We start from the raw sequence: 24,474 nt of genomic DNA on the forward strand, positions 1-24,474 counted from the left end.
CTTCTTCCTTTTCCCCACGGCACCAGCCCACAAGGCCTGGTGCGCTTCGCACGGCTATCTCCTGCCGCCACGACGACGGCGAGGGCCAGCCTGACAACAGCGCCTTTCCTCCATCCCTTCAAACCCCTTTCATGAGAGAACTGCCGTGCCGACCACCTACACCACCGCCTTCAGCGTCAACCGAGCCGACCTCGACTTCATCCTGAAGCAGATCAAGATCGCCGAGGCGACCTCGATCGGCTACACCTCCACGCCCAAGACCATAGTCCAGGCCATCCAGGAGGCGTACGGCGTCTCGGTCGGCGACGCGGCCATGCTGCCGTACGGCCTGCGCACGGTCGACGGCTCCGACAACAACCTGCTGCCGGGCCAGGCCGACTACGGCGCCGCCGACACCCTGTTCCCGCGCCTGACGGACCCGGACTTCCGCAACGATGCCGACGGCGACACGATGCCCCTGGGCCCCCCCGGCTCGGGCGCTCCCACGATCACCAACAACGACTACGGTGCGATCGATCCCATCACCGGCAAGCCCATGAGCGTGGCCGATGCCGACCCGCGGATCATCTCCAACCTGATCGTCGACATGTCGATCAACAACCCGGCGGCGGTCGAAGCCTTCTTCAACAACGAGCTCGCGGTGGCGGCGTTCGAGGAAGCGCACGGCATGACGCCCGTGCGGCCCGGTGATCCGCTGCCCGCCGGCGGCCAGTACATCACCAACGAAGACCTGCAGACCATCCCCAACATCTCGCCCGATGTCGGCCTGACCTCGTCCTTCAACTCCTGGATGACGTACTTCGGCCAGTTCTTCGACCACGGCCTGGACCTGGTCACCAAGGGAAACAACGGCACGGTCTACATCCCGCTGCAGCCGGGCGACCCGCTGTACGTCGAAGGCTCGCCCACCAATTTCATGGTGCTCACGCGCGCCACCGCGACCATGGTCGACGGCGTGCCCCAGCACACCAACACCACGACTTCCTTCATCGACCAGAACCAGACCTACACCTCGCACTCCTCGCACCAGGTGTTCCTGCGCGAGTACGTGAAGGTGAATGGCGAGGCCATGTCCACCGGCCGCCTGCTGGACGGCAACGAGGAAACCGGTTCCGTGCACGGCGCGCCCGGCAACTGGGCCCAGGTCAAGGCCCAGGCCCTGGAGATGCTGGGCATCGCCCTGAACGACTTCGACATCGGCAACGTCCCGCTGCTGCTGACCGACCAGTACGGCAAGTTCATCCCCGGCGCCAACGGCTACGCCCAGATGGTGATGGCGCCCGATGCCACGCACGCCACGAACTGGCTGAAGGAAGGCACGGCCGAAGGCATCACCACGGCCGGTTCGGTCAAGACCAACCACGCCTTCCTGGACGACATCGCCCACCATGCCGCGCCCGCGATCGTGGACCACGACCACAACCCGGGCACGCCGCGCGTGGCCCAGACCGCCGACACCGACATCGACGCCGACGGCGACGGCGTCTATGACGCGCCGGAAGACTTCACCGACGCCAACGACAACGGCGTGTTCGACGAAGGCGAGACGTTCGTCGATGCCGACGGCGACGGCGTTTGGGACCAGAACGACACCCTGACGGACGTCAACGGCGATCTCCAGGTGACGACCGCCGACTTCTACGCCGACGACGGCGACGGCCTCACCTACGACAACGAGATGCTGGGCGCGCACTTCATCACCGGCGACGGCCGCGGCAACGAGAACGCCGCGCTGACCGCGGTGCACAGCATCTTCCACTCGGAGCACAACCGCCTGGTGGAGGCCAACAAGGCCACCATCCTGGCCACCGGCGACCTGGCGTTCATCAACGAGTGGCTGGTCAACGACCTGTTCGAGGGCGACCCGCTGCCCACCGACGTCAACGACCCGTCCCTGACCTGGGACGGCGAGCGCCTGTTCCAGGCCTCCCGATTCGTGACCGAGATGCAGTACCAGCACCTGGTGTTCGAGGAGTTCGCGCGGCGCCTCCAGCCCACCGTCGACCCCTTCATCTTCAACAACAACCCGGAAGTCGACCCGTCGATCGTGGCGGAGTTCGCCCACACCGTGTACCGCTTCGGCCACTCCATGCTCACGGGCACGGTGGACCGGCTGGACAACAACCTGGAGACGACCGACGGCGAAGACCAGTCCACCCTGCTGGAGGCCTTCCTCAACCCGCAGATGTACCTGGCCACCGGCGGGTCGATCGGCGAGATCAACGCCAACTTCATCCGCGGCCTCAGCCGCGACGTGGGCAACGAGATCGACGAGTTCATCGTCACCGACGTGCGCAGCAACCTGCTGGGCCTGCCGCTGGACCTGGCCGCGCTGAACATCGCCCGCGGCCGCGACACCGGCGTCCCCTCGCTGAACGAGACCCGCGCGCAGCTGTACGACGCCGGGGCGATCGACCTCAAGCCCTACACGAGCTGGGTCGACTTCGCGGCCAACATCCGCAACCCGATGTCGATCATCAACTTCATCGCGGCGTACGGCACCCATTCGTCGATCGCGTCGGCCACGAGCTACCAGGACCAGCGGACCGCCGCCGAGAACCTGGTGTTCGGGAACCACGGCATCGAGGACACCCCCGAGAACGCGGGCGCCATCGCGGCCTGGATGGCTGATCGCGCGGCTTTCCTGAACGGCACCGGCATCTACGCCTCCAACCTGGGCGGCATGAACAACGTCGACCTGTGGATCGGCGGCCTGGCGGAGGAACAGTTCGAGTTCGGCGGCATGCTGGGCCAGACCTTCAACTGGATCTTCGAGTACCAGATGGAAGCCCTGCAGTTCGGCGACCGGATGTACTACCTGACCCGCACGCAGGGCATGAACCTGCTCAACCAGCTGGAGCCGAACACCTTCACCGACCTGGTGATGCGCAACACGGAGCTGGGCAACATCTACGCCACGCACCTGAGCGGCTCGCTGTTCGTCACGCCCGACCTGTTCCTGGAACTGGACCGCGGCATCGCGCAGACCGACTACAACGGGGCGGCGGCGGGACGCAACCCCGACTGGGCCGAGGACGAGCCGCATCCGCTGCTGCAGGACAAGGTCACCACGACCTACAGCGGCACGCAGGTGCTGGGCGACGACGGCAAGATGCATGACGTCGGCGGCACCATGATCTTCCACGGCGGCGAGCACGTCGTGGTCGGCGGCACCGAAGGCCACGACGTCATCTTCACCGACCTGGGCGACGACACGCTCTGGGGTGATGGTGGCAACGACTACCTCAATGGCGGCGCCGGCGCGGACAACGCTTACGGCGGCGAGGGCGATGACATCATCGAGGACCCGCTGGGCGACGACATCCTGCGCGGCGAGGCCGGCAACGACGTGGTCACCGCGGCCCGCGGCCTGGACCTGCTGTTCGGCGGCACCGGCAACGACTACATGCAGCTGGGGCAAGATGCTTCCGAAGCCTTCGGCGGCGAGGGCGACGACTTCATCCTGGGCGGCGCCGGCGGCGACTTCCTGCTGGGCAACGAGGGCAGCGACTGGATCGAGGGCGCGGGTGGCTTCGACACCCTGGCCGGCGACAACTCCGAGCTGTTCTTCAACAGCGTGCTGATCGGCCACGACGTGCTCTTCGGCCACGGCGACGAGACCGACTACGACGCCGAGTCCGGCGACGACATCATGGGCTCGGGCCCCAGCGTGTTCCGCTACGAGGGCATGTTCGGCTTCGACTGGGCGATCGCCAAGTACGACCTGTCGGGCGTGAACTTCGACATGGCCATCCCGTTTTTCACCACGGACCAGCAGGACGTCCTGCGCGACCGCTTCGACCTGGTGGAGTCGCTCTCCGGCTGGAAGTACGACGACGTGCTGCTCGGCGACAGCCGCGGCACCCCGCTGGGGGCCCTGGACCCGACCCTGGAGTTCGACAACCACGTCCTGGACCAGGAGGGCATCGCCCGCATCGACGGCATGGCCGATTGGCTGGGCGTGGGCGAGGATGGCACCGGCGGCGCGCTGGCCACCCTGTTCGGCGCGGACGCCACCACGTACCGTGACGGCAACATGCTGCTGGGCGGCGCCGGAAACGACACCCTCATGGGCCGCGGCGGCTTCGACATCATCGACGGCGACTCCTGGCTGAACGTGCGCATCGCGATCCACGCCCGCAACCCGGACGGCTCGCTGGGCAACGTGCTGTACACGGCCGAATCGCTGACGACCGAGACGGCCTTCATGGGCCCCTACGCCGGCAAGGTGTTCGCCGCCGGCACGGACCTGAGCCTGCCCGGCCCGCACACGCCGCTGTTCAACGGCCGCTCGCTGCAGTCCCTGCTCAAGGACGGCACCATCAACCCGGGCCAGCTGAAGATCGTGCGGGAGTTGAAGCACGAGGCGCCCGAGGCCACCACCGACGTGGACACGGCCGTGTACCAGGGCACCTTCGCGGAGTACGAGATCGAAGGCCTGCAGGAACTGCAGACGCTCCCGGACGGCACCGTCATCTACCGCGCGAACGACCTGAACGGCGACGGCTTCATCTCCGTGCGTGACCTGGACAACGGCCTCGACGGCGCGGTGGTCATCGATCCCATCACCGGCCTGCCGGTGCAGCTGGAGTCGCGTGGCGTCTTCACCGACGACACCGACCTGGTGCGTGGCATCGAGCGGCTGCAGTTCGCCGATCAGGCCATCACGATCGACGGCAACAACGCACCGGCCACCGGCACGGTCACCATCGTCGACCCGACCACGCTGGCCGGCCTGGTGACGCCCCACGTGGGCCAGGTGCTGACGGCCACGGTGAGCGCCGCCGACGAGGAAGGCGTCCCGCTGGGCCCGGACGGCCAGCCGGTCGGCCTGAGCTTCATCTGGCAGGTGTCCATCGCCGGCGAGGCGCCCAACTGGGTCACGGTGTCCAACGGCCTGACCTACACGGTGCAGCCGGGCGACGTGGACAACGTCATCCGCGCGGTGGCGGTGTTCAAGGACGGCAGCGGCGTGACCGAGCGCCTGTACTCGGACGCCACCGAGCGCCCGCAGGTCACGTTCAGCGTGAACGAGAACAGCGCCGCCGGCTCGCGGGTCGCGGTCCTGCCGTTCAGCATCGATGGCGATGCGCACGCCGTCGACATCGACCTGGACCTGGCCACGGTGTTCCACCGCATCGATCCTGCCAGCACGGGCGGCGGCCGCTTCACCGTCGTCCAGAACGGGGTGGACGCGCAGTTCAACCCGATCTGGGAGATCCAGGTGACCCCGGGCGCGGTGCTCGACTACGAGGCGCTGCAGTCGCCGGTGGACAACCAGTACACCATCGTCGTCAACACCTACGACCTGGATCCGGCCGCCGGCGGCACGCTGATCCTGCAGCGGGAGTTCACCATCCTGCTGAACAACCTCAGCGAAACCAATGCCACCGGCGCGGCGGTGATCGTCGACGCCAACGGCGGCTCGGTGCGCGAAGGCGACATCCTCACGGTCAACACGGCCGGCATCGCCGACCCGGACGGCCTGGGCGCCTTCAGCCACCACTGGCAGCAGTCGAGCGACGGCGTGAACTGGAGCTTCATCCCCGGCGCCTCCGGCAACAGCCTGAACCTGCTCAACCCGCCCGGCACCACGCTGAGCGATCTCGCCGGCAGGATGCTGCGCGTGGTCACCACCTTCGTGGACGGCACGGGCCAGGTGGAGCGGGTGACGTCGGCGGCCACCCAGCCGGTGGGCGTCATCTGGAACGGCGGTGCGGGCGTCGACAACTTCTTCGCCGGCACCCTGGGCAGCGACGTGGCCACGGCCGGGGCCGGCGACGACATCCTGGACGGCGGTGCCGGCGAGGACGTGCTGGCGGGCGGCCAGGGCAACGACATCTACGTGGTGCGCGAAGCGGGCGACGTGGTGATCGAGTCCGTGGGCGGGGGCCTCGACTCCGTCAGCAGCTACGCCGTGATCTACACGCTGGCCGACAACGTGGAGAACCTCTCGCTGTTCGGTTCCGCCATCACCGGCATCGGCAACGAGCTGGGCAACTACATCGGCGGCAACGACCTGGCCAACGTGCTGGTGGGCAACGGCGGCGACGACATCCTGGTCGGCGGCGCAGGGGCCGACGCCATGGCCGGCGGCGAGGGCAACGACGGCTACGTGGTCGACGATGCGGGCGACACCATCTCGGAGTCGGCCGACGCCGGCATCGACTGGGTCAACAGCTACGCCGTCAGCTACGCGCTGGCCTCCAACGTGGAGAACGCCTGGCTGGTGGGACCGGCCGTCAGCCTGACCGGCAACGACCTGGACAACCAGATCTACGGCAACGGCCTGGCCAACGTGCTGGTGGGCGCTGGCGGCAACGACATCCTGGACGGCGCAGCCGGCGCGGACACGATGACCGGCGGCACCGGCAACGACAACTACGGCGTGGACGATGCCGGCGATGTCGTGGTCGAGGCCGCGGGCGAGGGCGTGGACGCGGTGAGCAGCTACGCCGCCACCTACACCCTGGCCGCCAACGTCGAGAACCTCTCGCTGTTCGGCGCGGCCGTCACCGGCATCGGCAACGACCTGGGCAACTGGATCGGCGGCAACGACCTGGCCAACGTGCTGGTGGGCAACGGCGGCGACGACGTCCTGATCGGCGGCGGCGGCGCGGACACCATGACGGGCGGCCTGGGCAACGACGGCTACGTGGTGGACGACTCGGGCGACGTGATCGTCGAGGCCGCCGGCGAGGGCATCGACTGGGTCAACAGCTACGCCGTCGACTACACGCTGGGCGCCAACGTGGAGAACGCGTGGCTGGTCGGCCCCGCCGTCAGCCTGACCGGCAACGACGTGGACAACCAGATCTACGGCAACGACCTGGCCAACACGCTGGCCGGTGGTGGCGGCAACGACATCCTGGACGGCGCGACCGGCGCCGACACCATGTCCGGCGGCACGGGCAACGACAGCTACGGCGTGGACAACGCCGGCGATGTCGTCGTCGAGGCCGCGGGCGAAGGCGTCGACACGGTGAGCAGCTACATCGGCACGTACACGCTGACCGACAACGTCGAGAACCTGTCGCTCTTCGGCGCGGCGGTCACCGGCAACGGCAACGGCCTGGGCAACTGGATCGGCGGCAACGCCCAGGACAACGTGCTGGCCGGCAACGGCGGCGACGACGTCCTGATCGGCGCCACCGGGGCCGACACCCTGGACGGCGGCGAGGGCAACGACCTGCTGGTCGGCGGCGCGGGCCGCGACCAGATGACCGGCGGGGCCGGCTCCGATGCCTTCGCGTTCGACGACGTGTCGGAGTCCGGGGTCGGGGCGGGTGTGCGCGACGTCATCGCGGACTTCGTGTCCGGCGCCGACATCCTGCAGCTCAGCGGCATCGACGCCAACGTGCTGGCGGGCGGCAACGACGAGTTCACGTTCATCGGGGAGGACGCCTTCACGGCGGCCGGCCAGGTGCGCTGGAGCGTCGTCGACGGCGTGACGGTGGTCGAGGCCAACGTGGACGGCGACCTCGGTGCCGACTTCCAGGTGGAACTGGTGGGCGCGCCGGCCCTGGTCGCCCAGGACTTCATCCTCTAAGTGCCTGACCCCGGGCGCCCTTCGCGGGCGCCCGGGGAGCACCAACCTTGAAAAAGATGCCTATGCCGTCGAACACGCCTTCCGACAAGGGCGAACTGCGCCTCGCACTGGACAGCTGCCGGGGCGCCTTCCGCAGCGTCGCCGGCTTCAGTGCCATCGTCAACCTGATGGTGCTGGTGCCGTCCCTCTACATGCTGCAGGTCTACGACCGGGTGCTGGCCAGCCGCAACCAGACCACGCTGCTGATGCTCACGGTGATGGTGCTCGGCGCCTTCGCCGTGATGGGCCTGCTGGAGGGCGTGCGCAGCGCGGTCCTCGTGCGCATGGGCACCCGGCTGGACATGGCGCTGAACCGGCGCGTGTACACCGCCTCCTTCGAGGAGAACCTGAAGGGCAAGTCCGGCAACGCCGGCCAGGCGCTGCAGGACCTCACCACCATCCGCCAGTTCATGACGGGCAACTCGCTGTTCGCGTTCTTCGACGCGCCCTGGTTCCCGGTGTACCTGGCCGTCATCTTCCTCTTCAATCCCTGGCTGGGGCTGTTCGCGCTGGCGGGCACCGCGGTGCTGATCGCGCTGGCCTTCGCCAACGAGGCGGTGTCGCGCAAGGCGCTGGAAGAGGCCAGCAACCAGGCCGTGGCCGCCGGCAACATGGCCACCCGCAACCTGCGCAACGCCGAGGCGATCGAGGCCATGGGCATGCTGCCGCAGATGATGAAGCGCTGGTTCCGGCTGCATTCGTCCTTCCTCGCCCTGCAGTCCACGGCGAGCCAGCGCGCCGGCGCCATCCAGGCCGCGACCAAATCGGTGCGCATGGCCCTGCAGTCGGCGGTGCTCGCGATCGGCGCGGTGCTGGTGCTGCAGGAGCAGATGACCGCCGGGATGATGGTGGTCGCCTCCATCCTCATGGGCCGCACGCTGCAGCCGGTGGAGCAGCTGATCGGCGTGTGGCGCTCCTGGAGCAGCTGCCGCAGCGCCTGGCGCCGCCTGTCCGGGCTGCTGCAGTCCAACCCGCCGCGCAAGTCGGTGATGTCGCTGCCCGCGCCGCAGGGGCGCCTGGCGCTGGAGAACGTCACGGCCGCGCCGCCCGGGAGCATGGTGCCTTCGATCAAGAGCGTCTCGCTGGCGCTGTCGCCCGGCGACGTGCTGGGCGTCATCGGACCCAGCGGCGCCGGCAAGTCCACGCTGGCCCGCCTGCTGGTCGGCGTGTGGCCGGCCGCGCACGGCTCGGTGCGCCTGGACGGCGCCGACATCTACCGCTGGAACAAGGAGGAGCTCGGCCCGGGCATCGGCTACCTGCCGCAGGACATCGAGCTGTTCGCCGGGACGGTGAGCGAGAACATCGCCCGCTTCGGCGAGGTCGACGCCGACAAGGTGGTGGCCGCGGCCCGCCGCGCCGGCGTGCACGAGATGGTCCTGCAACTGCCGCAGGGCTACGACACCGTGCTGGGCGACGGCGGTGCGGGCCTGTCGGGCGGGCAGAAGCAGCGCATCGCGCTGGCGCGCGCCATGTACGGCGACCCGGCGCTGCTGGTGCTGGACGAGCCCAACTCCAACCTGGACGACGCCGGCGAGCAGGCGCTGGTCGAAGCCATCCTCGACCTGCGCCGGTCGGGCAAGACGCTGGTGCTGATCACGCACCGCAGCAGCGTGCTGGGGGTCACCTCCAAGCTGCTGCTGCTGCGCCAGGGCAACGCCGAGATGTTCGGCCCCACCGCCAAAGTGCTGGCCGAGATCACGACGCTGCAGCAGAAGGCGCAGGCCGCCCGCCCCGGCGTGCAGGCCGCCAAGCCGGCCATCGCGCGGACCGCGCAGCAGAACGACAAAGACGGAGAAGACCGCTCATGAGCGCCTACACCAACATCGACATCCCCCAGGCCACCGGCGAGCCGGACCTGCGCGGCCTGTCCACCGATCCGCGCGGGCCCGCCCGCCTGGGCTGGTGGGTGGTGATCGGCGGGCTGGGCCTGTTCGCGCTCTGGTCGGCGCTGGCGCCGCTGGACAAGGGCGTGCCCCTGAGCGGCACCGTCACCGTGGCGGGCAACCGCAAGGCGGTGCAGCACCTGACCGGCGGGACCGTGGAAGCCATCCTGGTGAAGGAAGGCGACACGGTGCAGGAGGGCGACCCCCTGGTCCGCATGAACTCGGTCCACCAGAAGGCCAACGCCGATGCGCTGCGGGCGCAGTACCTGGTGGCCCGCGCCACCATGGCCCGCCTGGTCGCCGAGCGCGACGGCCTGCGCAGCATCGCCTTCCCGCCCGAGCTGGCGGAGATGGGGGACGACGCCCGCGTGGTGGCCGCCATGCGGTCGCAGACGCAGCTGTTCACCATGCGCCTGGCGGCGCTGCAGAGCGAACTGGCCGCGCTGGATGAAAGCGTGGCGGCTTCGCAGCAGCAGATCCGCGGGCATGCCGACTCTCGCGAGGGCAAGCAGGCTCAGCTGAAGCTGGTGCGCGAACAGCTGGACGCCGCCAAGGAACTGGCCGCCCAGGGCTTCATGCCGCGCACCCGCGTGCTGGAGCTGGAGCGCACGCACTCCGAGCTGCAGACCGCCATCGGCGAGGAGTCCAGCAGCATGGCGCGCGGCGAGCGGCAGGTCGCGGAGCTTCGCATGCGGCGCCTGCAGCGCGTGCAGGAGCACCAGAAAGAGGTGAGCGCGCACATGTCCGAGGCGCAGAAGGAGGCCGACGGCGTGGGCAGCAAGCTGGTCGCGCTCGACCACGACCTGGCCAACGTGGTGGTGCGCGCGCCGGCCGGTGGGACCGTCGTTTCGATGAACATCTTCACCCAGGGCGGCGTGGTGCCCCCGGGCCATCGCCTGATGGACATCGTGCCCAGCGACGAGCCGCTGATGGTCGAGGGCCAGCTGCCCGTGCACCTGGTCGACAAGGTCCACCCCGACCTGCCGGTCAACCTGATCTTCTCGGCCTTCAACCAGAACGTCACGCCCCAGGTGCCGGGCCTGCTCACGCAGGTGTCGGCCGACCGCCTGACCGACGAGCGCACCGGCATGCCGTACTACTCGGTCAAGGCCGTGGTGGCGCCCGAGGGCCGCAAGGTCCTGGCCGACCTGAAGGTGCGGCCCGGGATGCCGGTCGACATGTTCGTCAAGACCGGCGAGCGGACGTTCGCGAACTACCTGTTCAAGCCCGTGCTGGACCACGTGCGCATGGCCTTGCGCGAGGATTGAAGGCCTGGGGGTGGCCGACCATGGACATGCTCGACGAGCACATACGAGCCAGTTTCCGGCAATGGGACGAGCAGCGCCTGCGGCTGCGCGCCTTCAAGGCGCAGCTGCGGTCCTGCAAGGAGCAGGTGCCCAGCCCGGAGCTCGACCGCCTGGCTTCGGAGCTGCGCCACCTGGAGGACCAGTACGACGTCACGTTCGAGCACCTGCTGGACCTGATGCGCAAGCTCAGGCCGCCCGGCTGAGGGGGCGGCGCGCAGGTGTGAGGGCTTGTGGGGGGGCGGGCTAGCCGGCGGCGCCCACCGCCCACACGCCGGTGATCACCGCGCGCTCGTCCTTGAGCGGCTGCATGTCGGACTGGCGCCGGCCCCAGTGCCAGCCGCCGTCCTCGGCCTGCCAGCGCAGCAGCGCGGCCCCGCAGCGGCCGGCCGCCTCGCGCTGGCCGAGGCGCTCGTAAAGGGTGCGCAGCAGCCCGGTGCAGACCAGGTCGAAGTAGGGCGAGTCGCCCGGCAGGAACTTGGAGCGCCCGGTGCGCGGATCGAGGTAGCCGTTCACGTAGACGCCATCGACCGGCTGCAGCCAGTTGAGGAACGCGGCCACCTGGTCCTTGCGGCCATACCTCTGGGCGGCGAGGGCTGCGCGCAGGTTGTCGTCGCCGATGGTGACGTCGGTCTCGCGGTACCAGTACCACTTGCCGGCGTCGGCGCGCGGGTTGTCGGGGCGGAAGAACGAGAACCAGCTCCCGTGGCTGCTCTGTCCCGCGCCGAGGAAGGTCGCGGCCTCGCTTTCCATGCCGGCCCAGCCGCCCTGCGGATCGAGCGCGTCGATGTCCCAGAGCGCGGTCAGCCAGAGGTACTCGACCGTCGTGTGGATGGAGTTGTCGAAGGCGCCGGCCGCCGTCATGTAGTGCATCGGCGGGCCATAGTTGCGCGCCCAGACGCCGGCGCGGCGGCCGTCGAACAGCGTCGCCCGCATCCAGCGCGCCATCTTCAGGGCGGCGGTCGCGTACTCGTCGCGGCCGGACGCCGCATGGGCGCGCGCCAGCGCGGCCATGCACACCAGGTTGTCCCCGGCGTAGAAGGCGGTGCCGGGCTTCCAGTCGGCGCCGTCGGGCGTGAAGTCGCTCGGCAGGCCGCCGTGCACGCGCGCCGGCATCTGCCGCTCGACTTCGCGCTGCCAGTGGACCAGGCCGGACGCGACCTTCAGGCCGAGGTCGGTCTCGCCCGCGCTGAACGCCCAGATCGCGACGTCCGCGCTGGCCAGCGGCGACAGGCCGGAGGCGTGCGCGCCGTTGCCGCGCGCCATGTAGGGGTAGAGGCCTCGCATGCCGGGCCGCTCGAGCGACTTGAGCCAGGCGCGAAAGCGCCGGCGCGCGAGCACCAGCTGGCCCGTCGCCCGCGCGTCCTCCGCGCTGCTGCCGTGGACCGCGAACGCGGGAGCCAGCAGGGACAGGGCGATCGATCGGTTCAGGTCACGGCGCTTCATGCGCGGGGCAGGGGCACCTTGGCCTTGTGGGGGGTGTGGAAGATCCAGTCCTTGCGGCGCAGGCAGACCGCAGCAAGGATGATGGCGATCGACCATACCACCAGGGAGATCAGCAGAGCCGCGAAGGTCTCCCGCGCGGCCACGGCCAGGGCGCGAGGCCGCAGCGAACGCTGCTCGAGCAGCGACGCCAGCGCCGGCATGGCGACGATGTAGACCATGCCCAGCGCGGTGCCGGCCACCGTCATGGCCAGCGCCTGCGAGTGGAAGATGCCCAGGCCGACGAACATGGTCGGCAGCGCCAGCAGGTACCAGGCGGTCGACAGGAACAGGGCCAGCGGGAAGAGGTAGTAGACCGCCAGCTCGATGGAGCGCAGCGACCGGTGGCGCAGCCCGTGCTTGATCAGCGGCCAGGCGTAGAACTGGGCGGTGTGGAAGTGGCCCACCATCCAGCGCACGCGCTGGCGGATCGCGATGACGATCTGGTCCGGCTTCTCGTCGAAGAACTCCGCCTTCTCGACCCAGACCACGCCCAGCTGGTGCTCCAGCTGCAGCAGCGCGTTGGATTCGATGTCCTCCGTCTGGGTGCGCACCCGCGACCAGATCGACGCGAACAGCGACGCCTGCACGGCGAAGCCGGTGCCGCACAGCAGGGCGCTGCGCAGCAGGTGGCTGCGCCCCACGCTGTAGAACATCGAGGAGGCGCGGTAGGCGGCCCGGATGCCGATGGACACCAGGTTGTCCGAGGAGGTCAGCGGCTTGTGGTTGCCCTGCAGGGCCAGGGCGCCGGACGCCTGGATCTCACCGTCCAGCGCGCGCAGGAAGCTCCCCGAGACCAGGTTGTCGGCGTCGAAGATGACGATGTAGGCGCCCTCGGGGATCTCCAGCGCGTGCATCGCCTCGGCGATGGCGGCGGATTTTCCGATGCCCTTCTTGGTGGTCTCGTGGACGTTGGCGCCCATCTCGCGCGCGATGCGGGCGGTGCCGTCCCAGCCGTTGCAGGCCACGGTCACGCTGAACAGGCCAGCGGGGTAGTCCTGGCCCAGGAGCGAGCCCACCGAGTTGGAGATCACCTTCTCCTCGTTGTAGGCCGGCACGATGACCACGAAGCGCGTGGCGGGCTCGCGCACCGGCTCGTCGGTGGGGGCCGGCCGCGCGGACAGGGAGCGCACCAGGCCCGTCAGCATGAAGAGCACGGCCGGGAGGATGGCCACGACGCTGACGAAGGTCCAGATGATCGCCGTCGGCGTGCTCAGGTCGATCCGGAAGTCCGGCTCCAGCGCCGTGACGGACGCCGCGGACAGGGTCGTCACCAGCAGCAGCGCGGGCAGCAGGAAGATCCAGCGGCGGCCGACCAGGAGCCAGTTGGTCATGGCCGGCGGCTGTGGAGGGGAGGGCGGCGCATTGGAGAGGGGACCCGGGTTCGCAATGCCAGTCCGGAGTCCTCTTGCCGCGCCGCCGGGTTCAGAACTTGAGGTTCAGTCCCAGGCTGTACCCGCTCGGGGCGTAGTACTTGCCCGGCGTGCCGACCCGCTCCAGCGACACCTTCTCGCCCCGGGCGTAGAGCGAGAGGGCGTCCGTCAGCTGGTGGCCCACGCCCAGCGAGTAGCGCTGACCCTCGAACTCGGTGCCGGTCACGCCCGGGCCGAGGGGGAGGGTGAACTTGCTGCGCTTCTCGTCCAGCGCGAAGGCCTCGACGTGCCAGCGCGGCAGGAACTCCTGGCGCACCGTCACCAGGTGGCGGTAGCCGCCGCCGTCGGCAGACTGCTCGCGGCGCAGCCAGAGCGCGCCGTTGGACCAGGAGAACGTCGGACCGAAGGACAGGAAGGTCTCGCGGCCGGTGGTGAACTCGCGCGTGCCGATGCCGGCGTTGAGGTCGATGAAGGCCGGGCCCCACTTGCCCGCCTTCCAGCCGAACTCCTGGTAGAGCGCCTTGTCGGTGAAGAGGGTGTTCTCGTCGGTGAAACCCAGGCGCGTCAAGCCGTAGAACGAAGGGCCCAGGTCGTAATTGAGCAGGCCTTCGACGAAATTGCCGGTGGCGCCGGGATTGCCCGCGACGGCCTCCTGCTTGCGGCGCTCCAGGCGCAGCGTGGTCTTGAACTTGTCGCTGACGGGCACCGTGAGGCCCACGGCGACATGGTCGATCGCGCCGAAGCCGCGGTAATCGTCCGTGTGGCTGTACTCCACGCCCACTTCGGCGGCCAGCACAGAGGTAGTTCCCATGGCGGCGGCCACCGCCAGGAAAAGCGCGCTTCGACTCAACATGAATTCCCCGTTCCCGTCCCGTCAACCTGGCTGGCCGGCTGTTGCGCGTGGAGCGAATGCCTTGCCAGAAGCTGCCCGAAGAAGCTCGGGCGCTGTGACTTAGGTTTTAGCAGACTGTTGAGGCAGGTGCAATGCGGGCTGTTGTTGCGAGGCCGCGCTGCGGGTGCAGATGGCGGTCGAGGACGGCCACGATGCGCGCCGAGGCCTTGCCGTCGCCGTAGGGCGAGACGCCCCGGGCCATGGCGCGGTAGGCGGCTTCGTCGTCCATCAGCCGGCGGGCCTGGGCCACGATGGCCTCGCAGTGGGGGCCGACCAGCTTGACCACGCCTTCCTCCACCGCCTCGGGCCGCTCGGTCTCGTCGCGCAGCACCAGCACCGGCTTGCCGAGCGCGGGCGCTTCTTCCTGCACGCCGCCCGAGTCGCTGATGATGAAGTGCGAGCGCTTCATGGCCGCCACGAAGGGCGCGTAGTCCATCGGCGGGCACAGCACCACGTTGGGCAGGTGGCCCAGCGTCCCGTGGGCGACGTCGCGCACGTTGGGGTTCGGATGCACCGGGTAGATGAAGGCCGTGTCCGGGTACTCGCGGGCGAGGATGTCCACCGCGCGGCAGATCTGCCGGAAGGGCTCGCCGAAGTTCTCGCGACGGTGGGCCGTGACCAGGACGACCCGCCGCCCCTCGTCGATCGCCACGGGCAGCAGAGCGTCGGGGCGGGCGGCCGTCGCCAGGAGGGCGTCGATGACGGTGTTGCCCGTCACGAAGATGTCCTCGGACGGCACGCCTTCCTTCAGCAGGTTGGCCCGCGAACCCTCGGTCGGCGCGAAGTGCCACTTGGCCAGCCGGCTCGCGATGACGCGGTTGGCTTCCTCGGGGAAGGGGTTCTGCATGTCGCCGGTGCGCAGCCCGGCCTCGACGTGGCCGAAGGGGATGCGCCGGTAGAAGCACGCCAGCGCGACCGCCATCACGGTGGTGGTGTCGCCCTGCGCCAGCACGACGTCCGGCTTCTCTTCCGCCAGCACGCCGTCCAGGCTCACCATCAGCCGCGACGTCAGCTCGGCCAGGCTCTGGTTGGGGCGCATCAGGTCCAGGTCGATGTCGGGCCGGATGCGGAAGAAGTCCAGGACCTGGTCCAGCATCTGGCGGTGCTGCGCCGTCGCCAGCACCTTGCACTCCATGCCGGGGTGGCGGCGGATCGCCAGGATGACGGGTGCCATCTTGATCGCCTCGGGGCGCGTGCCGACCACGCAGAGCACCTTGCCGCGCTTGGGCGCGGGCTGCCGCTGTTCCTCGCCGGCCGAGGAGCGCCGCTCCCACTTGCTGGCCAGGCCCAGCAGGTCGTCGATGGGAAAGCGCAGGCGCGCCTGCGGGGCTTGCCGCGCGAACGGACCAGCGGAGCTTTCGAACATCAGTTGCGCCATGAATCCCTCCTGGACGACCTCAGGTCGGTCACACTTTCTCGAGGTCCAGAGGTCGGTTTCACAAACCGTTTCCTCTCGAACGCCTGCGAAACAGTCTAGGAGTCTTCGTTGCAGTCGTGTGGTGGTCCGGCACACATTCCGCAGCTGATCCGTACGCGGGCCGCAGCCACGCTGGCTCTGCCGTGTCTCGGTAAAAACCACGGATGGGTCACCGTCCTACGGCAGCGTCGGTGCACGCTGACAGCGCTGTAGGCCAGGACGGCGGGCGCGCGTAGGCGCCCACGCCGATCAGTGAGCCCAGCCCGGCTCTAGCAGGGTTTTTTTCACGCCGCGGCTAGGCGCGCGAGCTGTTGCCGCAGCCGCTCGAGCGTCGCCCCGAACTCCGCAATCCGCTTGCGCTCCTGCTCGATCACCGCCGGCGGCGCCTTGGCCACGAAAGCCTGGTTGGCGAGCTTGGCGTTGGCCTTGGCCAGTTCGCCTTCGATCCGCGCGGCTTCCTTGGAGAGGCGGGCCTTCTCGGCCGCCACGTCGATTTCCATGAAGAGGCAAAGGTGGGAATCACCCACGAGGGCCACGGGCGCGGCCTGCGCCGCAGCGGCCCAAGCGGCCTCGTCGTCGAACACCTTCACTTCGCTCAGGCGGGCCAGCGCCTGCAGCACCGGCGCCACCTCGCGCAGGAAGCCGGCGTCGCCCACGGCGTAGAGCGGCAGCCGCGTGCCCGGCGACACGTTCATCTCGCCGCGCAGCTGGCGGCAGCTGTCGACCATGGCCTTGAGGCGGTCGACGTAGGCGATGGCCGCCTCGTCGATCTTCTCCGGCTGCGCCTGCGGGTAGCGCGCGATGCTCACCGATTCACCCGCGAGGCCGGCCACCGGCGCGACCTTCTGCCAGAGCTCCTCGGTGATGAACGGGATCACCGGATGCCCCAGGCGCAGGATGGCCTCGAGCGTGCGGATCAGCGTGCGGCGGGTGGCGCGCTGCTCGCCCTGGCTGCCGTTGCGCAGCTGCACCTTGGCGATCTCCAGGTACCAGTCGCAGTACTGGTTCCAGACGAAGTCGTAGAGCGAGTTGGCGACGTTGTCCAGGCGATAGTCGGCAAAGCCCTGCGCGATGTCCGCCTCGGTCTTCTGCAGCAGCGAGCTGATCCAGCGGTCGGCCTGCGAGAACTTCATGTAGCCGTGGGCCGGCCCGCCCGGCTGGCATTCTTCCTTGGTGTGCTCCTTCAGGCCGCAGTCCTGGCCCTCGCAGTTCATCAGCACGAACAACGAGGCGTTCCAGAGCTTGTTGCAGAAGTTGCGGTAGCCCTCGCAGCGCTTGGGGTCGAAGTTGATGCTGCGGCCCAGCGACGCCAGCGAGGCGAAGGTGAAGCGCAGGGCATCGGCGCCGTAGGCCGGGATGCCTTCGGGGAATTCCTTCTCCGTGTTGCGGCGCACCTGCGGCGCGGTCTCGGGCTTGCGCAGGCCGGTGGTGCGCTTTTCCAGCAGCGGCGGCAGCGAGATGCCGTCGATCAGGTCGACCGGATCCAGCACGTTGCCTTCCGACTTGCTCATCTTGTGCCCGTGCGAGTCGCGCACCAGGCCGTGGATGTACACGTCGCGGAAGGGCACCTGGCCGGTGAAGTGGGTCGTCATCATGATCATCCGGGCGACCCAGAAGAAGATGATGTCGTAGCCGGTCACCAGCACCGAGGAGGGCAGGTACAGCTCCAGGTCCTTCGTCTTGTCCGGCCACCCCAGGGTGGAGAAGGGCACCAGCGCCGACGAGTACCAGGTGTCCAGCACGTCCTCGTCGCGGCGCAGGGTCTTGCCGGGCGCCTTGGCCCGGGCTTCCTGCTCGCTGCGGGCGACGTACACGTTGCCCGACTCGTCGTACCAGGCCGGGATCTGGTGGCCCCACCAGAGCTGGCGCGAGATGCACCAGTCCTGGATGTTGTTCATCCACTGGTTGTAGGTGTTGACCCAGTTCTCCGGCACGAAGCGCACCTGCCCGGACTGCACGGCGTCGATGGCCTTGGCGGCGATGGACTTGCCGGTCGGGTCGCCTTCGCCCACCTTGGTCATCGCGACGAACCACTGGTCGGTGAGCATGGGCTCCACCACCTGGCCGGTGCGGGCGCAGCGCGGGACCATCAGCTTGTGCTTCTTGGTCTCGGCGAGCAGGCCCTGCGCTTCGAGGTCGGCCACGACCTTCTTGCGCGCATCGAACCGGTCCAGGCCGCGGTAGGCCGCCGGCGCGTTGTCGTTGACCTTCGCGTCCAGCGTGAGCACGCCGATCATCGGCAGCCCGTGGCGCTGGCCGACGGCATAGTCGTTGGGGTCGTGCGCCGGCGTGACCTTGACGACGCCGGTGCCGAATTCGCGGTCCACGTACTCGTCGGCGATCACGGGGATCTCGCGGTCGCACAGCGGCAGCCGCACCGTCTTTCCGACCAGGTGGCGGTAGCGCTCGTCCTCGGGGTGGACCATCACGGCGACGTCGCCCAGCATGGTCTCGGGCCGGGTGGTGGCGACCGTCAGGTTGCCGCCGCCGTCGCTGAGCGGGTAACGGATGTGCCAGAGGAAGCCCTCTTCCTCCTCGCTCTCCACTTCCAGGTCGCTGACGGCGGTCTTGAGTTCGGGGTCCCAGTTCACCAGCCGCTTGCCGCGGTAGATCAGCCCCTGCTCGTACAGCCGCACGAAGGTCTCGGTCACGACCTTCGAGAGGTTCTCGTCCATCGTGAAGTACTCGTGCGACCAGTCCACGCTGTCGCCCATGCGGCGCATCTGCATGGTGATGGTGTTGCCCGACTGCTGCTTCCACTCCCAGACGCGCTGGACGAACTTGCCGCGGCCCAGGTCGTGGCGGCTCTGTCCCTGCTGCTGCAACTGGCGCTCCACCACGATCTGGGTGGCGATGCCCGCGTGGTCCGTGCCCGGCACCCACAGCGTGTTGAACCCGCGCATCCGGTGGTAGCGCGTGAGGCTGTCCATGATGGTCTGGTTGAACGCGTGTCCCATGTGCAGCGTGCCGGTCACGTTGGGCGGCGGCAGCTGGATGGCAAAGGAGGGCTCGCCTTCCTTGGGCGCGCCGGTGCCGCGCCAGCCGGCTCGGCCGTAACCGCGCGACTCCCACGTCGGGCCCCAGCGGGCCTCGATCGCGGCGGGCTCGAAGGACTTGGGCAGGCTGCTGAGGCCGGGCTGGGCAGGGGTGTCGCTCATGGCGGAAAAACGAAAAACGGCACCCGGGGGATGCCGTTGTGGAAGGGAGGCGCCGATTTTATTCGGCCAGCGCGCTTTCAGGCCGGCCCGGCCGAGGCGGCGGGGACGTGGGCGGCCGCCCGCACGCACTCGCGCAGCACCTGCGCGTCGCCCACCTGGTTGGCCAGCAGCAGGATGAGCCGGGCATTGAGCAGCTCGGACTGCTCGCGGTCCAGGCCCTGGTGGGCGTCCAGCAGCTGTTCGTAGAAGCCGTCGGCGTCCTGCAGGTTCAGGTTGGTCTTCATGGAGGTGGGCAGCTTCATTGGTCGGCTCCGTGCGCGCCCATGGCGCGGGCCACCGCCTGCACCAGGCCGGCGTCCACGCTCTCGCCGGTGGCGGCGACGTAACTGTCGGGCCGCACCAGGGCCCAGGCGTGGCCGAACACGTGGCAGGCGCCCTGCAGGTGGCCTTCCGGGTCGCGCACGTGTTCCAGCGCCCCCGGACGGTCGTTCGGGCCCAGCACCTGCACGCAGCGCAGCGGCGCGGCCTGCACCAGGTCGCGCAGCCGAGCGAGGCCGGCACGGCCGGGATCGCCGAACACCAGCAGCAGCAGCCGGCCGTCGGCCCACTGCAGGAGGTCGTTGACCACCCCGCGCGAGCCGTCCGGCCAGAGGAAGGACACGTTCTGGACCGACTGCCCGCCGCCCTTCTCGCACACGCTGGAGCGGGTGTAGGGGTTGGCGATGGCCATGCGGCCGGTGTTCACCAGCTGGCGGGCGAAGGGGTACTGGCGCGCCAGGCCCACCGCTGCGGTGCGGAACACCTTCTCGATGCCGTCGGCCGGCCTCAGGAAGCGCGCCGTGCGGTTGGTGACCAGCACGTTCTGCTGCGCCGCCTCGTGGCGCTCCTCGTGGAAGCTGTCCAGCAGGGACGCCGGCGCCCGGCCCTGGAGCACCGCGGCCAGCTTCCAGGCCAGGTTGTCGGCATCGGCCACGCCGGTGTTGCCGCCGCGCGCGCCGAAGGGGCTCACCACCTTGGCGGCGTCGCCCATGAAGAACAGCCGGCCGTGGCGCATCGCGTCGATGCATTCGCTGCGGTAGGCGTAGGGGCCGACCCAGACGATCTCGACCTCGCAGTCCTTGCCGAACTGGCGGCGCAGCCGCTCGCGCACCACCTCCTCGCGGCTGACCTCCTCGGGGTCGGCGTTGGGGGCCATCTGGTAGTCGATGCGCCAGACCTCGTCGCCCATCAGGTGCTGCCAGACGGCGCGGTTCTCGTTGAAGGGCGCCTCGATCCAGGTGTGGCGCTCCACCGGCGGGTGCTTGGAGAAGCGCACGTCGGCGATGCACCAGCGATCGTCGCCCTTGCGCGCCGTCACGCTCGCGCCGGCCCACTGGCGGAAGGGGCTGCGCGAGCCGGTGGCGTCGATCACGTGCTCGGCCCGCAGCTTGTAGTCGCCGGCCGGGGTGCTGACCGAGAGCGTGGCGCCGGCCGCGTCCTGCTCGAAGCCGGTCACGCGGTTCTGCCAGCGCAGCTCCACGCCGCCCAGCTCGCGGATGCGTTCGACCAGGTAGCCCTCGATGTAGAACTGCTGGATGTTGATGAAGGGCGGCTGGGTCGAGAGGTTGTAGGCGCTCTGCTGGCGCAGGTCGAACGAGTACACCTCGTCGTGGCCGGCGAAGGTGCGGCCCACGCTCCACTGGATGCCCTTGCGGGCGATGCGCTCGTAGATGCCCAGGCGGTGGAAGATCTCCAGCGACTTCTGCGTGTAGCAGATGCCGCGCGAGGAGGCGCCCTTGACGCCCACCGTGTTGTCCTCGTCCAGCAGCACGGCCTGCACGCCGTAGCGGGCGAGCGCGCAGGCCAGGGTCAGGCCCGCCAGGCCGCCGCCGACGATGGCGATGCGGTGTTCGCCCGGGCGGCCGTCCTTCAGCTCGGCCGGTGTCTCGAACGGGTATTCCGGCAACTGGTAGCCGGTGCCCTGGGTGAATTCGTAGCCGTTGCTGAACGACGTGTCGGCGTAGCCGGTGCGCAACTCGTCCATGCGGTCAGGTCCTGGTGGCCACTTCGGGCCGGTCGTTCTGCTGCGGCTTGAGCGGCTGCGCCGCCTTGCCCTCGGCACGCTCCCGGCGCCACTGGTCCTTGCGGGCGGTCCACTCGGCCAGGCGGGCGTGGGCCGTCTTGCTCTCCTGCAGCATCTGGAACTCATCGGCCAGCTGCGCCGTGAGCTCCAGCCGCACGCCGTTGGGGTCGAAGAAGTAGATGCTGTGGAAGATGTGGTGGTCCGTGATGCCCAGCACCTCCACGCCGTGGGCCTCCAGCCGGGCCTTCATGTCCTCGAGCGCCTGCATGGAGTCCACCCGGAAGGAGATGTGGTTGACCCACTTGGGCGTGTTGGGCGAGGGCTCGCAGGCCTGGTCGTCGCCCAGGTCGAAGAAGGCGATGAACGAGCCGTCCTGCAGGCGGAAGAAGAAGTGGGTGTACGGGCAGTACTCGCCCGTGCTGGGCACGTGGTCGCTCTGGATGATGTGGTAGAGCGGCAGGCCCAGGATGTCCTCATAGAAATGCCGGGTCTCCTCCGCGTCGCGGGCCCGGTAGGCGTAATGGTGGAGCTGCTGGATCGGCGCGGGCGCGGGCAGCGCCCCCGCGGTCTTCAGAACGGCGGCCATCGGTCTCTCCTGCATTCAACTATGCGTAATGCATTTACTATACCGTAATGATTTCCGGCGACGGAAGCCCATCGGGCCGCACCAGACCTGGTTGCTATCGGCGCATTAGGCAGGCTCTATGACCCTGATTCGGGTGCCGGCGCTACATTGCGTTGGTCCTTCCGGGCGTGCCCGTCCAGGACGCCCGTCCCATCGATCCACCCCCCAAAAGGAGACTCCCATGGCAGCACTCAAAGGCTCCAAGACGGAAGAGAACCTGAAGGCCGCCTTCGCCGGCGAATCGCAGGCCAACCGCCGTTACCTGTACTTCGCGAACAAGGCCGACGTGGAGGGCCAGAACGACGTGGCGGCCCTGTTCCGCTCGACCGCGGAAGGCGAGACCGGCCATGCCCACGGCCACCTCGAATGGCTGGAGCAGTGCGGCGACCCCGCCACCGGCCTGCCGATCGGCGCCACGCGCGACAACCTGAAGGCCGCCGTGGCCGGCGAGACCCACGAGTACACCGACATGTACCCGGGCATGGCCAAGACCGCGCGCGAGGAAGGTTTCGACGAGGTCGCCGACTGGTTCGAGACGCTGGCCAAGGCCGAACGCTCGCACGCCAATCGCTATACCAGGGCGCTGAACGAGCTGGTCGATTGAGCGCGCGCGGCCGAATGGCCGCTTCGCTCTAGGGGCTAGGGACTGGGGGCTAGGGACTAGGGAACAGCCGGTCCGCCTTCTCCCCTAGCCCCTAGCCCCTAGCCCCTAGCCCCTAGCCCCTCCCCCCAGCCATGCCCCCACGCGAAGGCAGCCTCGAAGCCCCCACCCGGCATCCGATCGACTGGCGCAACCCCGAGTTCTACGACGAGCCGGTCGCGTTCAAGGAGCTGGAGCGCATCTTCGACATCTGCCACGGCTGCCGCCGCTGCGTGAGCCTGTGCGGCGCCTTCCCGACGCTGTTCGACCTGGTGGACGAGGGCAAGACCGGCGAGGTCGACGGCGTGGACAAGCAGGACTACTGGAAGGTCGTCGACCAGTGCTACCTGTGCGACCTGTGCTACATGACCAAGTGTCCCTACGTGCCCCCGCACGAGTGGAACGTGGACTTCCCGCACACCATGCTGCGCGCCAAGGCCATCAAGTACCGCAAGGGCCTGCCCGCGGGCGAGAGGTTCCTCGCGTCGACGGACACGCACGGCAAGTTCGCGGGCATCCCGGTCGTGGTGCAGGTGGCCAATGCGGTGAACCACACCAAGCCGGCCCGCGCCGCGATGGAGAAGGTGATCGGCGTCGACAAGGACGCCTGGCTGCCCGACCTGGCCACCCGCAAGTTCCGCTCGGGCGCGCCCAAGTCCAAGCCCTTCCCGGTGCAGGACGGCGCCAAGTCGCCGGGCAAGGTGGCGGTCTACGCCACCTGCTACATCAATTACAACGAGCCCGGCATCGGGCACGACCTGCTCACGGTGCTGGCGCACAACCAGGTGCCCTACGAGCTGGTCCAGAAGGAAAAGTGCTGCGGCATGCCCAAGCTCGAGCTGGGCGACCTGGAAGGCGTCGACAAGCTCAAGCAGGTCAACATCCCGGTGCTGGCCCGCTATGCGCGCGAGGGCTACGCCATCCTGTCGGCGGTGCCCAGCTGCACGCTGATGTACAAGCAGGAGCTGCCCCTCATGTACCCGGACGACGCCGACGTGCAGGCCGTCAAGGAGGCGATGTGGGACCCGTTCGAGTACCTCTCCGCGCGCCGGCGCGACGGGCTGCTGCGCACCGACTTCAGCCAGCCGCTGGGCAAGGTGAGCTACCACACGCCCTGCCACGGCCGCGTGCAGAACATCGGCAAGCGCACGGAGGAAGTGCTCAAGCTGGTGCCGGGCACCCAGGTGTCGACCCACGAGCGCTGCTCGGGCCACGCCGGCACCTACGGCGTGAAGAAGGGCTACCACCAGATGGCGATGAAGATCGGCAAGCCGCTCTTCCGCAGGATGTCGGAACACCCCGCCGGCGGCGCGCCCGACTACATCAGCTCCGACTGCCCGCTGGGCGGCCACCACATCGCCCAGGGCTTCGAGGTCAACCAGCTCGGCACGCCCACGCTGGCGCATCCGCTCAGCCTGGTGCGCAAGGCCTACGGCCTCTGAGGAGCACGTTCACGCCATGCAACTGACCGGCCGGATCACCCGCGACAGCCTCATGACGCTGGAGGCGTACGCCCGGTGGCGCAAGGCGCACAAGGCGGACGTCATCGCCCACCGCAAGCTGCGCACCGTGCACCTGGGCGAGCACATCACGCTGCAGTTCGAGAGCGAGACCACCATCCGCTACCAGATCCAGGAGATGCTGCGCCTGGAGCGCATCTTCGAGGACGAGGGCATAGCCCAGGAGATCGAGGCCTATGCGCCGCTGGTGCCGGACGGCAGCAACTGGAAGGGCACGATGCTGATCGAGTACCCCGACATCAACGAGCGCAAGCGCGAGCTGGCCCGGCTGATCGGCGTCGAGGACCGGATGTTCGTGGAGGTCGAAGGGCAGGAGCGCGTCTACGCCATCGCCGACGAGGACCTGGACCGCGAGAACGACGAGAAGACCTCGGCCGTCCACTTCGTGCGCTTCGAGTTCAAGCCAGCGGCGGTCCAGGCCATCAAGGCCGGCGCGGCCGTCAAGCTGGGGTGCGACCACCGCAACTACCCGGCGCACGTCGCGATCCCCGCCGAGACGCTGGCCTCGCTGGCCGGCGACCTGCGCTAGT

At 69.0% G+C, this 24,474-nt stretch carries 15 protein-coding genes; 7 read left to right on the plus strand and 8 right to left on the minus strand.

The window, feature by feature from the left end:
- Nucleotides 1-145 precede the first annotated feature (145 nt).
- The 4 genes from ASG30_RS17690 to ASG30_RS17705 are packed head-to-tail and all read left to right on the plus strand — an operon-like array spanning nt 146 to nt 10,981.
- On the plus strand, nt 146-7,549 hold the full coding sequence (locus ASG30_RS17690; protein WP_055899727.1) for a peroxidase family protein: 7,404 nt from the start codon (nt 146-148) through the stop codon (nt 7,547-7,549).
- A gap of 56 nt (nt 7,550-7,605) precedes the next feature.
- A complete protein-coding gene (locus tag ASG30_RS17695; RefSeq protein ID WP_327212935.1) occupies nt 7,606-9,396 on the plus strand; it encodes a type I secretion system permease/ATPase in 1,791 nt (596 codons plus the stop codon).
- Entirely contained in the window at nt 9,393-10,739 is a 1,347-nt protein-coding gene (locus ASG30_RS17700) for an HlyD family type I secretion periplasmic adaptor subunit (protein WP_055899731.1), read from the plus strand. Before ASG30_RS17695 ends, ASG30_RS17700 begins: the two co-directional genes overlap by 4 nt.
- Before the next feature lie 20 nt (nt 10,740-10,759).
- Nucleotides 10,760-10,981, plus strand: a complete 222-nt coding sequence (locus ASG30_RS17705; RefSeq protein ID WP_055899733.1) for a hypothetical protein — start codon at nt 10,760-10,762, stop codon at nt 10,979-10,981.
- A 40-nt stretch (nt 10,982-11,021) separates the two neighbouring features.
- Here the strand turns inward: ASG30_RS17705 and ASG30_RS17710 are convergent, their stop codons facing one another.
- The 8 genes from ASG30_RS17710 to ASG30_RS17745 form a co-directional block, all read right to left on the minus strand.
- Nucleotides 11,022-12,221, minus strand: coding sequence for a hypothetical protein (locus tag ASG30_RS17710; RefSeq protein ID WP_055899735.1), 1,200 nt, complete (start codon nt 12,219-12,221; stop codon nt 11,022-11,024).
- Nucleotides 12,218-13,591 (minus strand): glycosyltransferase family 2 protein, encoded by a 1,374-nt coding sequence (locus ASG30_RS17715; protein WP_055899737.1) that lies wholly within the window; start codon nt 13,589-13,591, stop codon nt 12,218-12,220. Before ASG30_RS17715 ends, ASG30_RS17710 begins: the two co-directional genes overlap by 4 nt.
- A 91-nt stretch (nt 13,592-13,682) precedes the next feature.
- The gene (locus tag ASG30_RS17720; protein WP_156385598.1) at nt 13,683-14,483 is read right to left on the minus strand and encodes a hypothetical protein; all 801 of its coding nucleotides are present in this window, start codon (nt 14,481-14,483) and stop codon (nt 13,683-13,685) included.
- Nucleotides 14,484-14,589: 106 nt separating this feature from the next.
- A complete protein-coding gene (wecB, locus tag ASG30_RS17725) occupies nt 14,590-15,900 on the minus strand; it encodes a non-hydrolyzing UDP-N-acetylglucosamine 2-epimerase (protein WP_268793587.1) in 1,311 nt (436 codons plus the stop codon).
- A gap of 323 nt (nt 15,901-16,223) precedes the next feature.
- A complete protein-coding gene (locus tag ASG30_RS17730) occupies nt 16,224-19,097 on the minus strand; it encodes a valine--tRNA ligase (protein ID WP_055899741.1) in 2,874 nt (957 codons plus the stop codon).
- Between the two features lie 77 nt (nt 19,098-19,174).
- Nucleotides 19,175-19,381, minus strand: coding sequence for a DUF2783 domain-containing protein (locus ASG30_RS17735; RefSeq protein ID WP_055900193.1), 207 nt, complete (start codon nt 19,379-19,381; stop codon nt 19,175-19,177).
- Between the two features lie 14 nt (nt 19,382-19,395).
- Entirely contained in the window at nt 19,396-21,120 is a 1,725-nt protein-coding gene (locus ASG30_RS17740) for an FAD-dependent oxidoreductase (protein ID WP_055899744.1), read from the minus strand.
- 4 nt (nt 21,121-21,124) lie between these two features.
- The gene (locus ASG30_RS17745) at nt 21,125-21,745 is read right to left on the minus strand and encodes a VOC family protein (protein ID WP_055899746.1); all 621 of its coding nucleotides are present in this window, start codon (nt 21,743-21,745) and stop codon (nt 21,125-21,127) included.
- A gap of 220 nt (nt 21,746-21,965) precedes the next feature.
- Here ASG30_RS17745 and ASG30_RS17750 point away from each other — a divergent pair, with 220 nt between their 5' ends.
- The 3 genes from ASG30_RS17750 to ASG30_RS17760 all read left to right on the plus strand — a co-directional run bounded on the left by ASG30_RS17750 (nt 21,966) and on the right by ASG30_RS17760 (nt 24,473).
- Entirely contained in the window at nt 21,966-22,388 is a 423-nt protein-coding gene (locus ASG30_RS17750) for a rubrerythrin family protein (RefSeq protein ID WP_055899749.1), read from the plus strand.
- 131 nt (nt 22,389-22,519) lie between these two features.
- On the plus strand, nt 22,520-23,866 hold the full coding sequence (locus tag ASG30_RS17755) for a (Fe-S)-binding protein (RefSeq protein ID WP_055899752.1): 1,347 nt from the start codon (nt 22,520-22,522) through the stop codon (nt 23,864-23,866).
- A 16-nt stretch (nt 23,867-23,882) separates the two neighbouring features.
- Nucleotides 23,883-24,473: a DUF3501 family protein gene (locus tag ASG30_RS17760; RefSeq protein WP_055899754.1), complete on the plus strand. Its 591-nt coding sequence runs from the start codon at nt 23,883-23,885 to the stop codon at nt 24,471-24,473.
- The last annotated feature ends 1 nt before the right edge of the window (nt 24,474 follow it).

The organism is Ramlibacter sp. Leaf400 (assembly GCF_001424545.1).
Classification (GTDB): Bacteria; Pseudomonadota; Gammaproteobacteria; order Burkholderiales; family Burkholderiaceae_C; genus Ramlibacter.